We start from the raw sequence: 17029 nt of genomic DNA, 5'->3' as shown, positions 1-17029 counted from the left end.
CCCGGCCCGGACGGCGGCCCGCCGGAACTCGCCGGGTACGCCGTCCCCCTGCCCGGCGCCGCCCCCACCGGGGACACGCTGCGCGACTTCGTGGCCGCCCGGCTCCCCGCGCACCTGGTCCCCGCCACGGTGACGGTCCTTCAGGACCTGCCGCTCACCCCGCAGGGGACGGTGGACCACCAGGCCCTGCCCGAGCCGGGCACGACTCCTGCCGCCGACGGGCCCCGGCCCGGCCGCACCCCGCAGGAGGAGGCGCTGTGCGCGCTGTTCGCCGAGGTCCTCGGCGTGGAGCGGGTCGGCATCGACGACGACTTCTTCGCCCTCGGCGGCAACTCACTGAAAGCGACCCGGCTGATCGGCCGGATGCGCAAGACCCTCGGGCTCGAGACCTCGCTCCGGACCCTTTTCCAGCACTCGACGATCGCGGAGCTCTCGGGTCACGTCCAGGCCGTGGCAGCCACCAAGAGCCGGCCCCGTCTGCGCAAGATGACCAAGGAGTAGACCCACCGTGATTCCCTTGTCCTACGCTCAGCGCCGGCTGTGGTTCCTCGACCGCTTCGAAGGCGCCTCGGCCACCTACAACGTGCCGCTCGCGCTGCACCTGACCGGTGACCTGGACGTCCCCGCGCTCACCGCGGCCCTCGGTGATGTCGTGGCCCGCCACGAGGTTCTGCGCACCGTCCTGGCCGAACAGGACGGCGTCCCGTTCCAGCGGATCCTGCCGGCCGGCCAGGCCGGCGGCACCGGCGCCGTCCGCACGATCCCGGAGCTGCCGGTCGTGCCGGTGGAGCCGGAGCGGGTGGACGCCGCCGTCCAGGAGATCATCTCGTACGCCTTCGACCTGTACGGGGAGATCCCCGTCCGGGCCCGCCTGCTGCGGTCCGGGCCGCGGGAGCATGTGCTCGTCCTGCTCTTCCACCACATCGCGGCGGACGGCGAGTCTGCGGTCCCGCTGCTGAGGGACCTGTCCGAGGCGTACACCGCCCGCCTGGCGGGCCACGCCCCCGACTGGGAGGAACTGCCGGTCCAGTACAGCGACTACACGCTGTGGCAGCGGGAGATGCTCGGCGACGAGACCGACCCGGACTCCGAACTGAACAGCCAGCTGGCGTACTGGCAGGAGCAGCTGGCGGGCCTGGAGCAGCCGCTGAACCTGCCGCTGGACCGCACCCGCCCGCCGGTGGCCGGACACGCCGGCGACCACGTGGAGTTCCGTATCGAACCGGAACTGCGCGCGGCGGTGGAGCGGCTGGCGCAGGAGCGCGGCATGACCGTGTCGATGGTGCTCCAGTCGGTGCTCGCGGTGCTCCTGCACCACCTGGGCGGCGGCGAGGACATCCCGGTCGGCTCGCCGATCGCGGGCCGCGTGGACGAGGACCTGGCCGGCCTGATCGGCTTCTTCGTCAACACCTGGGTGCTGCGCGTCCAGCTGGACGGCGCTCCCACCTTCGACGGGCTCCTGGAGCAGGTGAAGGACAAGGCCCTGCAGGCGTACGAGAACCAGGACGCGCCGTTCGACATGCTGGTGGACCGGCTCAGCCCCGAGCGGTCCACCGCCTACAACCCGCTCTTCCAGGTCTTCTTCGCCTGGCAGAACATCTCCAGCCCGGAGATCGACCTGCCGGGTCTGCGGGCCCGGCTCGACTTCGAGCAGCTCGGCAACGACACCGCCAAGTTCGACCTGGAGTTCAACATCGCCCCCGACAGCGAGGGCGGAGCACGCGGCACCATCGAGTACGCCGCGGACCTGTTCGACCGTGCGACGGTGCAGTCCATCGGCGAGCGCTATGTGACGGTGCTGCGGAACCTGCTCGCCGATCCGTCGGTGCCGGTGGGGCGGGTGGAGGTGCTGGAGCCGGCCGAGCGGGCGCTGCTGCTGGAGGAGTACAACGCCACGGCGGTGGACGTTCCGGCGGTGACGGTGCCGGGGCTGTTCGAGCGGCAGGTGGTCCGGGATCCGGACGCGGTGGCGGTGGTGTGTGAGGGGAGGGAGTTCTCCTACGGTGAGCTGAACGCGCGGGCGAATCGGCTGGCGCGTGAGCTGGTGGGTCGTGGGGTGGGGCCGGAGAGTGTGGTCGCGCTCGCCCTGCCGCGGTCGGCGGATCTGGTGACGGGTCTGCTGGCGGTTTTGAAGGCGGGTGGCGCGTATCTGCCGGTGGACCCGAAGTACCCGAGCCACCGCCTGGCGCACATCCTTCAGGAGGCCGCGCCGGTCCTGATGCTCACCGACACGGACACCGCGCCGGTGCTTCCCGAGCACGACCTCCCCGTACTCCTCACCGACGAGACGGACCTGACGGGCAAGGAGGGCCGGGAGAACCTGACGGAAGGGGACCTGGAGGGCGTCTTCGGCCCCGGGAGCCTCGCCTACGTGATGTACACGTCGGGTTCGTCGGGTGTGCCGAAGGGCGTGGCCCTCACGCATCGGGGTGTGGTCAACGGGATCACGCATCTGGCCGGTCTGATCGACGCGGGGCCGGGCCGCAAGGCCCTGGCGAGTACGTCGGTGAACTTCGACGTCTCGGTGTTCGAGGTGTTCACCAGTCTCTGCCACGGCGGCACGATCGAGGTCGTCGCGGATGTGCTGGAGCTGGCGGGACGCGGCGGCTGGGACGGGCACGTCATCTCCACCGTCCCGTCGGCCTTCGCGGAGCTGTTGGACCAGATCTCCGCCACCAGCCGTCCCGAGGTGCTGGTGTTCGCCGGCGAGGCGCTGCCGGCCGAGCTGGTCCGCCGGGCTCGTGCCGCCTTCCCCGGGGTGCGGATCGTCAACGCCTACGGGCAGACCGAGTCCTTCTACGCCACCGCGCACCGCATCGAGGGCGACGAGGAGTGGGACGGCGCGGGCAGTGTGCCGATCGGGCGCCCGCTGGGCAATATGCGGGCCTACGTTCTCTCCCCGTCGCTGCGGCCGGTCGCGCCCGGCGTCACGGGCGAGCTGTACATCGGCGGCGAGATCGCGCGCGGCTACCGGGGCCGCCCCGGCATGACCGCCGAAAGGTTCTTGCCGGACCTGTTCGGAACGCCGGGCGCGCGCATGTACCGCACCGGTGACCTCGCCCGCTGGAACAGCAAGGGCGAACTGGAGTACGTCGGTCGAGCGGACACCCAGGTCAAGATCCGCGGTTTCCGTATCGAGCCCGGAGAGGTCGAGGCCGCGCTCACCGCGCACCCCGGCGTCGCCCAGGCCGCCGTGGTGGTCCGTGAGGTCAACGGGGCTCAGCAGCTGGTCGGTTACGCCGTTCCCGCGTTCACCAGCGACAACGACAGCCACGACTTCCGGTCGGGCATCGAGGCGACGGATCTGCGGGCGTTCGTGGGCCGGCGGCTCCCGGAGTTCATGGTGCCCTCGGCGTTCGTGGTCCTGGACCGGCTGCCGCTGATGCCCAACGGCAAGCTGGACGTGAAGGCGCTGCCCGAACCGGAGTTCACCGCCGGCGTGTACCGGGCTCCGGTGAGCCCGGTGGAGAAGACCCTCGCCGCGGTGTACGCCGATGTCCTCGGTGTGGACCGGGTCGGCGTGGACGACGACTTCTTCGCGGTCGGCGGCGACTCCATCCGCTCCATCCAGGTGGTGTCGCGGGCTCGTGCTCAGGGTGTGGAGGTCACGCCCCGGCAGATCTTCGAGCAGCGCACCGTCGCCGAGCTGGCCCGGGTCGCCACCGACACCGGTACCGCGGTCGTCCTGGAGGAGTTCGAGGGCGGCGGCACGGGAGAGTTCCCGCTTCTGCCGATCGCCGAGTACATGCGTGAACTCGGCGGCGGGCACAACCGGTTCTCCATGTCGATGATGGCCGAGCTGCCGGCCGGGATCGACGCGGACGGCCTGGCCGCGACGCTGGACGCGGTGATCGACCGGCACGACATCCTGCGTTCCCGCCTGGTCACCGCCGAGGACGGCTCCGGCCGTCTGGTGGTGGGCGAGGAGGGTTCGGTGGACGCCGCGGCCCTGATCCACCGGGTGGAGTGCGACGGCACCTGGGACGAGGGCTGGCGTGGTCGGGCCGTGGACGAGCTGAACGCGGCGACCGGTCTGCTGGACACGGCCGCCGGGGTGATGGCCCGCTTCGTGTGGTTCGACCCGGCCGGCAGCGGTGTCCCCGGACGGCTGCTGATCGTGCTGCACCACCTGGTGGTCGACGGTGTGTCCTGGCGGATCCTGCTGCCGGATCTGGCCGCGGCCTGGGAACAGGTCAGGGCCGGGAAGTCACCCCGTCTTGAGAAGTCCGGTACGTCGGTGCGTCGTTGGACGCACGCCCTGGTCGAGGAGGCGCACAGCCCGGAGCGGCTGGCCGAGCTGGAGTTGTGGCGCTCCACCCTGGACGGCCCCGACCCGCTGCTCGGCACCCGCCCGCTGGACCCGGCGACGGACACCCGGACCGCCTTGGAACAGGTGGAGGTCAAGCTCCCGTCAGAGGTGACGGAGGCGTTGCTGACGCGCGTCCCGGCCGCGTTCCACGGGAGCGTGAACGACGGCCTGCTCGCCGGGCTGGCGCTCGCTCTGGCCAAGTGGCGGCGGGCGCGCGGGGTCGAGGAGACCTCGGCGCTGATCAAACTGGAGGGGCACGGCCGTGAGCAGGACGTGATCCCGGGCGCCGATCTGTCGACGACGATGGGCTGGTTCACGAGCATGTTCCCGGTCCGTCTGGAGACGGCCGGCTTCGATCTCGACGAGGCGTTCGCCGGTGGTGCGGCGGCCGGTGGTGTGGTCAAGGCGGTGAAGGAGCAGTTGCTGGCCGTGCCCGACAAGGGTCTCGGTTACGGTCTGCTGCGTTTCCTGAACGCGGAGACGAAGGCGGAGCTGGCGGCGTATCCGTCCTCGGGGCAGATCGGCTTCAACTACCTGGGCCGGTTCTCCGCCGCCGACATGCCCGAGCATCTGCAGGGACTCGGCTTCACCCAGCTGTTCGAGATGGCGGCCGAGCTGGACGCCGACATGCCCGCCATGTCCAGCCTGGAGATCAACTCCGCGGTCGTCGACACCGACACCGGGCCGTGCCTGGACGTCGCGGCCGGATACGCGCCCGGCCTGCTGGACCGCGCCGACGTCGAGGAACTGATCGCCCTCTGGTTCGAGGCGCTCACCGCCCTCGCCCGGCACGTCGAGTCCCCCGGCGCGGGCGGACTGACCCCCTCCGACCTGCCGCTGGTCGAGGTCACCCAGGGCGACATCGAAGGCTGGGAGCGGCAGTACCCCGGCCTCGCCGACGTCTGGCCGCTGACCCCGCTGCAGTCCGGCCTGCTCTTCCAGTCGATGCTCAACGACGGCTCCTGGGACGCCTACCAGATGCAGATGGCGTTCCGCGTCGAGGGCGAGGTCGACCCCGACCGGATGCACACCGCCGCCCAGGCGCTCCTGGACCGCCACGCCAATCTGCGCACCGCGTTCGTGCACGACTCGGCGGGCGAGCAGGTGCAGCTCGTCGTGGACGGCATCAGCGTCCCCTGGCAGTTCGAGGACCTCAGCCGGCTGCCGGAGGACGAGCGGGAGGCCGCCTTCGAGGCCTTCCTCGCCGAGGACCACGCGCGCAGCTTCGACCCGGCCGCCGCGCCGATGCTGCGGTTCACCCTGGTCCGGCTGGCCCCGGCCCGCTCCGAGCTGGTGCTGACCGCCCATCACGCCCTGTTCGACGGGTGGTCCCTGCCGGTGATCATGTCGGATCTGCTGCGTCTGTACGGGTCGCGGGGCGACGCCTCGGTGCTGCCGAGGGTCCGCGGTTTCAAGGACTTCCTCGTCCATCTGTCCCGTCAGGACCAGGAGGAGACCGCACGCGCCTGGGCCGAGGAACTGGCCGGCGTCGACGAGCCGACCCTGCTGTTCCCCGGCGCCGCCTCCGCCGAGGAGGGCAGCTCGGGCATCGGGCACGTGGAGCTGCCGCTGGGCACCGAGGAGGTGCGCGGCCTGAACCGGCGCGCCGCCGAGCTGGGCGTCACCGTCAACACCCTGGTGCAGGGCGCCTGGGCGGTGCTGCTCGGGCAGCTGACCGGGCGGCACGACGTGGTGTTCGGCGCGACCGTCTCCGGACGGCCGCCGGCCGTCACCGACGTCGACTCCATGGTCGGCATGTTCATCAACACCCTGCCGGTACGCGTGGCCTGGTCGCCGTCGGACGCCCTGGCCGAGGTGCTACGGCAGCTGCAGCGGCGCCAGGCCGCCCTGCTCGACCATCATCACCACGGCCTGACCGAGATCCACCGGGCCACCGGTCTGAAGACCCTCTTCGACACCCTGGTCGTCTTCGAGTCCTACCCGGTGGACCGCGACGAACTGAACGAGGCCAACACGGCGGCCGGCATCACCTTCACCGGCATCCGCCCCTCCACCGGCACCCATTACCCGCTGACCGTGATGGCGGACGCCGACCCGCACCTCAGGCTGAACCTCCAGTACCAGCAGCATGTCCTGGACCGGCCCACCGTGGAGGTCCTCGCGGGCCGTCTGACGCGCGTCCTCGCCCAGTTGGTCGCCGATCCGTCGGTGCCGGTGGGGCGTGTGGAGGTGCTGGAGCCGGCTGAGCGGGCGGTGCTGCTGGAGGAGTACAACGCCACGGCGGTGGACGTTCCGGCGGTGACGGTGCCGGGGTTGTTCGAGCGGCAGGTGGTCCGGGATCCGGACGCGGTGGCGGTGGTGTGTGAGGGGAGGGAGTTCTCCTACGGTGAGCTGAACGCGCGGGCGAACCGGTTGGCGCGTGAGCTGGTGGGTCGTGGGGTGGGGCCGGAGAGTGTGGTCGCGCTCGCCCTGCCGCGGTCGGCGGATCTGGTGACGGGTCTGCTGGCGGTTTTGAAGGCGGGTGGCGCGTATCTGCCGGTGGACCCGAAGTACCCGAGCCATCGTCTGGCGCACATCCTGGATGAGGCCGCGCCGGTCCTGGTGCTCACCGACACGGACACCGCGCCGGTGCTTCCCGAGCACGACCTCCCCGTCCTCCTCACCGACCAGCTGGACCTCGCCGTCGGCGACGGAGCGTCGGACCTGACCGGACGCGACCGGCTCGGCCCTCTGGAGCCCGGCCATCTCGCCTACGTGATGTACACGTCGGGTTCGTCCGGTGTGCCGAAGGGCGTGGCCATCACGCACCGGGGTGTGGTCAACGGGATCACGCATCTGGCCGGCCTGATCGACGCGGGGCCGGGCCGCAAGGCCTTGGCGAGCACGTCGGTGAACTTCGACGTCTCGGTGTTCGAGGTGTTCACCAGCCTCTGCCACGGCGGGACGATCGAGATCGTCGCCGATGTCCTGGAGCTGGCGGGACGCGGTGGCTGGGACGGGCACGTCATCTCCACCGTCCCGTCGGCCTTCGCGGAACTGCTGGACCAGATCTCCGCCACCACCCGCCCGGACGTGCTGGTCTTCGCCGGTGAGGCACTGCCCGCGTCGCTGACCCGCCGGATCGCCGAGGTGCTGCCCGGCACCCGGATCGTCAACGCCTACGGCCAGACCGAGTCGTTCTACGCCACCACCTTCACCCTCGTCGGCGAGGAGCACACGACCGCCGGCGCCGGCGAGGGCGGCAGCGCGCCGATCGGCACCCCGCTGGGCAACATGCGCACCTACGTCCTCGGTCCCGCCCTGCAGCCGGCCCCGGTCGGCGTGGTCGGGGAGCTGTATGTCGCCGGGGAGATCTCCGACGGCTACCGGGGCCGCCCCGGCATGACCGCCGAGCGGTTCGTCGCAGACCCCTACGGGCCGCCCGGCTCGCGCATGTACCGCACCGGTGACCTCGCGCGCTGGAACCACGACGGGGAGCTGGAGTACGCGGGCCGCGCCGACACCCAGGTCAAGATTCGCGGTTTCCGTATCGAGCCCGGAGAGGTCGAGGCCGCGATCACCGCCCACCCCGGCGTCGCCCAGGCCGCCGTCGTCGTCCGCGAGGCGTCCGGCGCCAAGCAGCTCGTCGGCTACGTCGTCCCCGCCGCCGCGGCGCACGACGCGGGCGGACAGGCCGCCGAGGGCTTCGGCGAGAGCGACTACGACCTCACCGCCGGGGTCTCCTCCCGCGACCTGCGGACGTTCGTGGGCCGGCGGCTCCCGGAGTTCATGGTGCCCTCGGCGTTCGTGGTCCTGGACCGGCTGCCGCTGATGCCCAACGGCAAGCTGGACGTGAAGGCGCTGCCGGAGCCGGAGTTCACCGCCGGCGTCTACCGGGCTCCGGTGAGCCCGGTGGAGAAGACCCTCGCCGCTGTGTACGCCGACGTCCTCGGTGTGGACCGGGTCGGCGTCGACGACGACTTCTTCGCGGTCGGCGGCGACTCCATCCGCTCCATTCAGGTCGTCACCCGCGCCCGCGCCCACGGCGTCGAGGTCACCCCCCGGCAGATCTTCGAGCAGCGCACCGTCGCCGAGCTGGCCCGGGTCGCCACCGACACCGGTACCGCGGTCGTCCTGGAGGAGTTCGAGGGCGGCGGCACCGGAGAGTTCCCGTTGCTGCCGATCGCCGAGTACATGCGTGAACTCGGCGGCGGATACGACCGGTTCTCCATGTCCCTCGTGCTCGGCCTCCCGGCCGGCATCGACGCGGACGGTCTGACCGCGACGCTGGACGCGGTGATCGACCGGCACGACATCCTGCGCTCCCGCCTGGTCACCGCCGAGGACGGCTCCGGCCGTCTGGTGGTGGGCGAGGAGGGCTCGGTGGACGTCGCCGGCCTGATCCACCGGATCGAGTGCGACGGCACCTGGGACGAGGCCTGGCGCGCCCGCGCGCTGGACGAGCTGAACGCGGCGACCGGTCTGCTGGACACGGCCGCCGGGGTGATGGCCCGCTTCGTCTGGTTCGACCCCGCCGACGCCACCGCACCGGGCCGTCTGATCGTCGTCCTCCACCACATCGCCGTCGACGGTGTGTCCTGGCGGATCCTGCTGCCGGATCTGGCCGCGGCCTGGGAACAGGTCAGGGCCGGGAAAACGCCCCGGCTTGAGAAGTCCGGTACGTCGGTACGTCGTTGGACGCATGCGTTGGTCGAGGAGGCGCACAGCCCGGAGCGGCTGGCCGAGCTGGAGTTGTGGCGCCGCACCCTGGACGGCCCCGACCCGCTGCTGGGCACCCGCCCGCTGGACCCGGCACGCGACCTGCGCTCCACCCTGGAGCAGTTCACCGCCCGCCTTCCGGCGGAGGTGACGGAGGCGTTGCTGACGCGCGTGCCGGCCGCGTTCCACGGAAGCGTGAACGACGGCCTGCTCGCCGGGCTGGCGCTCGCGCTCGCCAAGTGGCGGCGGGCGCGCGGGGTCGAGGAGACCTCGGCGCTGATCAAGCTGGAGGGACACGGCCGTGAGCAGGACGTGATCCCGGGCGCCGATCTGTCGACGACGATGGGCTGGTTCACCAGCATGTTCCCGGTCCGTCTGGAGACGGCCGGCTTCGATCTCGACGAGGCGTTCGCCGGTGGTGCGGCCGCCGGTGGTGTGGTCAAGGCGGTGAAGGAGCAGTTGCTGGCCGTGCCCGACAAGGGTCTCGGTTACGGTCTGCTGCGTTTCCTGAACGCCGAGACGAAGGCGGAGCTGGCGGCGTATCCGTCCTCGGGGCAGATCGGCTTCAACTACCTGGGCCGGTTCTCCGCCGCCGACATGCCCGAGCATCTGCAGGGACTCGGCTTCACCCAGATCAGCGGCCTGGACCTGGCGGCCGACCTGGACGCCGACATGCCCGCCATGTCCACCCTGGAGATCAACTCCGCGGTCGTCGACACCGACCAGGGCCCCCGGCTCGACGCGGTCGTCGCCTTCCCCGAAGGGGTCCTGACCCGTGCCGAGGCCGAGGAGCTCATCGGCCTGTGGTTCGAGGCGCTCACCGCGCTCGCCCGGCACGTCGAGACCCCCGGCGCCGGCGGCCTGACCCCCTCCGACCTGCCGCTGGTCGAGGTCACCCAGGGCGACATCGAACGCTGGGAGCGGCAGTACCCCGGCCTCGCCGACGTCTGGCCGCTCACCGCCCTGCAGTCCGGACTGCTCTTCCAGTCCCAGCTGCACGTCGACGACGCGGTCGACGCCTACCAGATGCAGATCGCCTTCCACGTCACCGGCGAGGTCGACCCGGCCAGGATGCGGGCCGCCGCCCAGGCGCTGCTCGACCGCTATGCCAATCTGCGCACCGCGTTCGTGCACGACTCGGCGGGCGAGCAGGTGCAGCTCGTCGTGGACGGCATCAGCGTCCCCTGGCAGTTCCAGGACCTCAGCCGGCTGCCGGAGGACGAGCGGGAGGCGGCCTTCGAGTCCTTCCTCGCCGAGGACCACCTGCGCCACTTCGATCCGCTCGTCCCGCCGCTGCTGCGGTTCGCGCTGCTCAAGCTGGGCCCCGAGCGCCACGAACTGGTGCTGACGGCGCATCACGTCCTGTTCGACGGATGGTCGTTCCCGATCGTCATGACCGACCTGCTGCGCCTGTACGGCTCGGCCGGCGACGTCTCGGTCCTGCCGCGCACCCGCGGCTACCGCGACTTCCTCGTCTGGCTCTCCCAGCAGGACGAGGGCGAGACGGCCCGGGCCTGGGCGAACGCGCTCGACGGCATCGACGAGCCCACCCTGGTGGTACGGGGCGACGCCCGCACCCACGCCGGCGACGACGGCGACACCTCCGCCGCCGGGCAGGTCGACGTGGTGCTCCCCGCCGACGAGGCCCGCCTGCTCAACCGGCGCGCCGCCGAACTCGGCATCACCGTCAACACGTTGCTCCAGGGCGCCTGGGCGGTGCTGCTCGGCGAACTCACCGGCCGCACCGACGTGGTGTTCGGTGCCACCGTCTCCGGACGGCCGCCGGCCGTCACCGACGTCGACTCCATGGTCGGCCTGTTCATCAACACCCTGCCGGTGCGGGCCCGCTACAGCCCCGGCGACAGCCTGGCCGGGATGCTGAAGCGGCTGCAGGGCGACCAGGCCGCGCTGCTCGACCACCATCACCACTCGCTGGCCGAGATCCACCGCGCGACCGGCATGAGCACCCTGTTCGACACCCTGGTCGTCTTCGAGTCCTACCCGGTGGACCAGGAAGGGCTCAGCGAGGCCAACACCGCGGGCGGGATCTCCTTCAGCGGCATCCGGCCGTTCTCCGGCACCCACTACCCGCTGACCCTGATGGCCGACGCCGACCCGCACCTCAGGCTCGCCCTGCAGTACAAGGAGAGCGCCTTCGACCGGGCCACCGTCGAGTCGCTCGCCGACAGCCTGCAGCGCGTCCTGCGGCAGCTGGCCGAGGACCCCGGCCGGCCCATCGGCCAGGTGGAGGTCCTCCAGGCCGCCGAACGCGACCGGCTGCTGCACCAGTTCAACCACGCCGACACCCCGGTCCCGGAGGTGACCCTGCCCGAACTGTTCGCCCAGCAGGTCCTCGCCACCCCCGACGCCGAGGCCGTCGTGTGCGACGACACCAGGCTCACGTACCGGGAACTGGACGCCCGCGCCGACCGGCTCGCCCGCGAGCTGGCCGCCCGCGGCGTCGGGCCGGAGACCGTGGTCGCGGTCGCCCTGCCCCGGTCGGCGGACCTGGTCGCCGGGCTCCTGGCGGTGCTGAAGGCGGGCGGCGCCTATCTGCCGGTCGACCCGAAGTACCCCAGCCACCGCCTGGCGCACATCCTCGACGAGGCGGCACCGGCACTGATCCTCACCGACACCGGTACCCGGTCCGTGCTGCCGCCCGCCGAGGTGCCGCACCTGTACCTGGACACCCTCGGCGAGACCCCGCCGGACACGCCGGGGACGCCCGCGCTGCGGCCCGGCCACCTGGCGTACGTCATGTACACCTCGGGCTCCACCGGGAAGCCGAAGGGCGTGGCCATCACCCACAGCAACGTCGTGAACGGCGTGCTGCGGCTGGCCACCCGGATCGGCGCCGCCCCCGGCCGCCGGATGCTCGCCGGCACCTCGGTGAACTTCGACGTCTCCGCGTTCGAGATCTTCACCACGCTGTGCACCGGCGGCACCGTCGAGGTCGTCCGCGACGTCCTCGCCCTCGCCGAACGGGACGGCTGGGACGGCGACGTCATCTCCACCGTGCCCTCGGTGTTCGCCGAGATCCTCGACCAGATCGCGGCCACCACCCGCCCCGACACCCTGGTCTTCGCCGGTGAGGCGCTGCCCGCGGGGCTGGTCCGCCAGATCCGCGAGACCTTCCCCGGCGTCAGGATGGTCAACGCCTACGGACAGAGCGAGTCGTTCTACGCCACCACCTTCACCGTCCCCGACACCGCGGCCGGCGGCGCCTGGGACGGCTCGGGCAGCGCCCCCATCGGCTCCCCGCTCGGCCATGTCCGCGCCTACGTCCTGGGCCCCGGCCTGTCGCCGGTGCCGGTCGGTGTGGTGGGCGAGCTGTACATCGCCGGCGACGTCGGCCGCGGCTACCAGGGCCGGGCCGACCTCACCGCCGAACGGTTCGTCGCCGGACCCTTCGGCGCGGCGGGCGAGCGCATGTACCGCACCGGCGACCTGGCCCGCTGGAACACCGACGGACAGCTGGAGTACGTCGGCCGCGGTGACTCCCAGGTCAAGATCCGCGGCTTCCGCATCGAACCGGGGGAGGTGGAGGCCGCGCTCACCGCCCACCCCGGCGTCGCCCAGGCCGCCGTCGTCGCCCTGGAACGGCGGGGCGCGGGCAAGCAGTTGGTCGCCTATGTGGTCGGTGAACAGGACGCGGCACTCGACGCGGCGCGGCTGACGGAGTTCGCCACCGAGAAGCTGCCCGCCTTCATGGTCCCGGCCGCCTTCATGGTCCTGGACCGCCTCCCGCTCACCCCCAACGGCAAACTCGACCGGGCCGCGCTGCCCGTCCCCGAGTTCGCCGGACAGGAGTACCGGGCACCGCGCACGGAGACGGAGGAGATCCTCGCCCGGCTCTACGCCGACGTCCTCGGCCTGGAGAAGGTCGGCATCGACGACGACTTCTTCGCCCTCGGCGGGCACTCCCTGCTCGCCGCCCGCCTGGGCAGCCGTATCCGCGACCGCTTCCGGGCACCGCTGCCGATGCGGGCCCTGTTCCAGGCGCCCACCGTCGCCGAACTCGCCGGGCACGTCGAGCAGGCGCTCCGGGCGGCCGAGGACGCCGCACGGGAGGGCGGGGACGACCCGTTCGCCCGGGTGCTGCCGCTGCGCACCGGCGGCGACAAGGAGCCGCTGTGGTGGATGCACCTGGCCGGCGGGCTCGCCTGGCCGTATCTCAACTACAGCGCCCACCTGCCCGCCGACCGCCCCTCCTACGGGCTGCAGGCGCGTGGCCTGGACGGCACCGGGGAACTGCCGGACCGGCTGGAAACCCTGGTGGCCGACTATGTGCGCGAGATACGGTCGCACCAGCCCGAAGGCCCCTACCACCTGGTCGGCTGGTCCTTCGGCGGCGCGGTCGCCCACGCGGTCGCCGCCGCGCTCACCGAGCAGGGGCACGAGGTCGCCCTGCTCGCGCTGCTCGACACCGCCCCCGGCGGGCACTTCGCCGACGACCCCGAGCTCGAACTCGGCCAGGTCCGCGCCCTGCTCAGGGACCACGCGGGCGAACTCGCCGGCGACGGCGAGGAGCGGCTGCTGGCCACCGCCTCCCGGCTCGTGGTCAACAACGTCGAGATGCTCAAGCGGTTCCGGACGCCGGTGTTCCGCGGGGACGTGCTCTTCTTCAACGCCACCCACAACCCCGAGGCGCCCTACACCGACCAGTGGACGCCGTACGTCACCGGCACGGTGACCGTCCACGACATCCCCAGCACGCACCACGAGATCTGCGCGCCGCGGCACGCGGCCGCCGTCGCCGGGGAGATCACCCGCGCGCTCGGCGCACGGCACCGGCCCGCCTGACCACCCGTCGGGGAGCGCGGCACGCTCCCCGACGGGTCACCCGCCAGTCACCCGCCAGCCCTTCACCCGAGGATGTGTACCCCGCATGTTCGTACCCGCCCCCTACCGACGGCCCGACGGGTCCTGGATGACCGACCTGCTCACCGGCAACCCGCTCGCGCTGATGACCTCCAGCGGGCCCGCCGGAGCGGAGCCGTACGCCACGCACCTGCCCGTCATCCCCGACCCGGACATGCCGGGCGAGTGGTCCGAGGACCTGGCCGGCGGGCTGCTGCTCGGCCACATGAACCGGGCCAACCCGCACTGGAAGGCCCTCGCCGACGGCGACCCGGTGCTGCTGGTCTTCACCGGCCCGCACGCGTATGTCTCACCCACCGTCTACGGCATCACACCCGCCGCGCCCACCTGGGACTTCACCGCCGTCCACGTCCACGGACGGCTGCACAAGCTGGAACCGGAGGAGCCCGGCGACGCCACCCTGGCGGTGGTCAGCGCCACCGTCAGCGCCTTCGAGGAACGGTTCGGCGACGACTGGGACATGACCGACTCACTCGACTACTTCCACAAGATCCTGCCGGCCGTGGGCGGCTTCCGCATCGAAGTCACCGGAGCCGAGGGGATGTTCAAGCTCAGCCAGGAACAGGACCCGCACGTCAGCGCCCGGGTGCGCGACTCCTTCGCCGCCTCCCCCTCGACCCGGCACCGCGAGACCGCGGCCCTCATGGACCGCCTGCCGCCCCGCGGCTGCCCGCACGCCGCCTGATCAGCAGCAGCAAGCCCCCTCTAAACCACCGGACGTCACCGACAGGAGAGAACGCATGGGAACCAGCTCTGAGATCTACGATGTGGTGGGCGTCGGATTCGGCCCGTCCAACCTGTCGCTGGCCGTGGCGCTCGAGGAGCACGAGAGCGCCAGGAACGGCAGCCCGCTGAAAGCGGCCTTCTTCGAGAAGCAGCCGGAACTCGGCTGGCACCGCAACATGCTGCTGCCGTCGGCGAAGATGCAGATCTCCTTCCTCAAGGACCTGGCCACCTTCCGCAACCCGGCCTCCCGCTTCAGCTTCGTCTCCTACCTGCACGCGGCCGGCCGCCTCGCCCAGTTCGTCAACAACCAGGACTTCTTCCCGACCCGCCAGGAATTCCACGACTACCTCGAATGGGCCGAGTCGCACTTCTCCGACCGGGTGTCCTACAGCTCCGAGGTGCTCTCGGTGAAACTCCCCTCCGGGCCGGGCCGCTCCCCGGCCGGGCACGTGGAGGTCGAGGTGCGCGACCAGCGGCTCGGTGCCCGCACCCGGCTGGTCAAGGCCCGCAACCTGGTGGTGTCCACCGGGCTGGTGCCGAGGATGCCCACGGGCATCGAACGCGGTGAACGCGTCTGGCACAGTTCGGAGTTCCTCGGCAGGTTCCGCGCCCTGGATCCCACCCGGGTCAAACGCGTCGCCGTGGTGGGCGCGGGCCAGAGCGCCGCCGAGATCGTCCGCTTCTTCTACGACGAGCTGCCCGGAGCCCAGGTCTCGGCCGTCATGCCGTCCTACGGCTACTCGATCGCCGACGACACCCCCTTCGCCAACCGCATCTTCGACGCCGACGCGGTCGACGACTACTACGGCGGCACGGCACGCGCCAAGGACGCCTTCTGGCACTACCACCGCAACACCAACTACGGCGTGGTGGACGACGAGGTGATCCGCGACCTGCACCAGCGCGCCTACGACGACGAGGTGCGCGGCACCCCCCGGCTGGACTTCCGCAACCTGTCCCGCGTGGACAGCGTGAAGCAGACCGCCGACGACGTCCGGATCACGATGCACTCGGTGCGCGACGACTCGACCCACCAGCTCGACGTCGACGTCCTGGTCTTCGCGACCGGCTACGACTCCATGGAGCCCTCAGGGCTCCTTGGCGACCTGGAGCCCCACTGCCTCCGTGACGAGCAGGGCCGGCTGCGCGTACAGCGCGACTACCGGCTCCTCACCGGCACCGAGGTGAGCTGCGGCGTCTACCTGCAGGGAGGGACCGAGCACACCCACGGCCTGGCCTCCTCCCTTCTGTCCAACATCGCGGTCAGGAGCGGGGAGATCGCCGACTCGATCGCGGAAAGGAGGAGCTCCCGGCAGTACGACGCGGCGTGAACCCACGCCGCGAGATTTCTGGAGAGATGGAGATCGCCCATGAACACCAACCCGTTCGACGACACCGACGGCCGGTTCTACGTCCTGGTGAACGAGGAGGAGCAGTACTCGCTCTGGCCCACCTTCACCGACGTGCCCGCCGGCTGGCGGGTCGCGTACGGCGAGGAAGGCCGTAAGGAGTGCCTGGAGTACGTCGAGCAGCACTGGACCGACATGCGGCCCAAGAGCCTGCGGGAGACCGCCGGCGCGAAGTGAACCCTCCCCGTGTACGGACGGTCCGCACGGACCGTCCGTACCGGGGGAGCCACCCCGAACGCACGATCCGCACCCCGGGGAACGTCACCTGACATCACCGAACGTCACCGTTCCCCCGTACCGCCCCGCCATCAGCCCACCCCTCCCGGAGCCGTCATGACGTCCGTACCGGTGCACGACCGCAGGGCCACCCGCCGTCACTACCTGATGTGCCGCCCCGACCACCTCGGCAGCGGCCCCGCTCCCCGTCCCGGGACCGGCCCGGCCAAGCCGGTCGATCCCGAACTGGCGCTGCTCCAGTGGGAGGACCTGTACTACCTCTACCTGGAGCTCGGCCACCGGGTGGACGTGGTCGCCCCGGTGCCCGAGGCGCCGTGGATGGTCCTCGCCGCGCACGGTGCCACCGTGATCGACGGCAAGGTGCTCGGGACCCGCTTCCGCGACCCCGCCCGGGCCGCCGGGGCGCCCTCCCACCTGACCTGGTTCCGCGCCAACTGCTTCCCCGCCGTCCGCGAGGCGGACCACCCCGGCGAGGGCGAGGGCGACTTCGCGGTCACCTCCGACTGGATCCTGGCCGGCCACGCCCCGGGCCCCGTCCCCGAAGGACACCGCGAGGCCCAGGAGTTCTTCGGCCGGCCGGTGATCTCCCTGGAACTGGCCGGCCCCCGCTTCCCCCGCCTGGACACCGCGCTGTGCGTGCTCGGCGGCGACGAGATCATGTACCACCCGGAGGCCTTCGCCCCCGCCGCCCGCGCGGTGCTCGCCCGGCTCTTCCCCCACGCGCTGACCGCCGGCCGGGACGACGCGGAGGCGCTCGGCCTGAACGCGGTCTGCGACGGCCTGAACGTGGTGCTGCCCGAGCCGGCCC

General features: G+C 71.8%; 6 protein-coding genes. All 6 read left to right on the top strand.

The genetic code is table 11. The features are described from left to right. The coding region (locus tag N4P33_RS21310) for a phosphopantetheine-binding protein (protein WP_260828245.1) at positions 1-501 on the top strand (501 nt) is incomplete at its 5' end. Between the two features lie 16 nt (positions 502-517). Continuing rightward, positions 518-13771 (top strand): non-ribosomal peptide synthetase, encoded by a 13254-nt coding sequence (locus N4P33_RS21305; protein ID WP_260828244.1) that lies wholly within the window; start codon positions 518-520, stop codon positions 13769-13771. An 85-nt stretch (positions 13772-13856) separates the two neighbouring features. After that, on the top strand, positions 13857-14534 hold the full coding sequence (locus N4P33_RS21300; RefSeq protein WP_260828243.1) for an FMN-binding negative transcriptional regulator: 678 nt from the start codon (positions 13857-13859) through the stop codon (positions 14532-14534). 55 nt (positions 14535-14589) lie between these two features. Further along, positions 14590-15906 (top strand): lysine N(6)-hydroxylase/L-ornithine N(5)-oxygenase family protein, encoded by a 1317-nt coding sequence (locus N4P33_RS21295; protein WP_260828242.1) that lies wholly within the window; start codon positions 14590-14592, stop codon positions 15904-15906. Positions 15907-15945: 39 nt separating this feature from the next. Then, complete coding sequence (locus N4P33_RS21290; protein ID WP_184828667.1) at positions 15946-16161, top strand: MbtH family protein; 216 nt, start codon at positions 15946-15948, stop codon at positions 16159-16161. A gap of 156 nt (positions 16162-16317) precedes the next feature. Next, the coding region (locus N4P33_RS21285) for a dimethylarginine dimethylaminohydrolase family protein (RefSeq protein ID WP_260828241.1) at positions 16318-17029 on the top strand (712 nt) is incomplete at its 3' end.

Source organism: Streptomyces sp. 15-116A (genome assembly GCF_025290915.1).
Classification (GTDB): Bacteria; Actinomycetota; Actinomycetes; order Streptomycetales; family Streptomycetaceae; genus Streptomyces.
Note: the sequence above shows the minus strand (reverse complement) of the source record. Positions and strands in the feature narration are given on the sequence as shown.

Bases quoted from the DNA above. Each gene is read 5' to 3' on its own strand.
- N4P33_RS21300 (WP_260828243.1), top strand. From the start codon at position 13,857: ATGTTCGTACCCGCCCCCTACCGACGGCCCGACGGGTCCTGGATGACC.
- N4P33_RS21290 (WP_184828667.1), top strand. From the start codon at position 15,946: ATGAACACCAACCCGTTCGACGACACCGACGGCCGGTTCTACGTCCTG.
- N4P33_RS21295 (WP_260828242.1), top strand. From the start codon at position 14,590: ATGGGAACCAGCTCTGAGATCTACGATGTGGTGGGCGTCGGATTCGGC.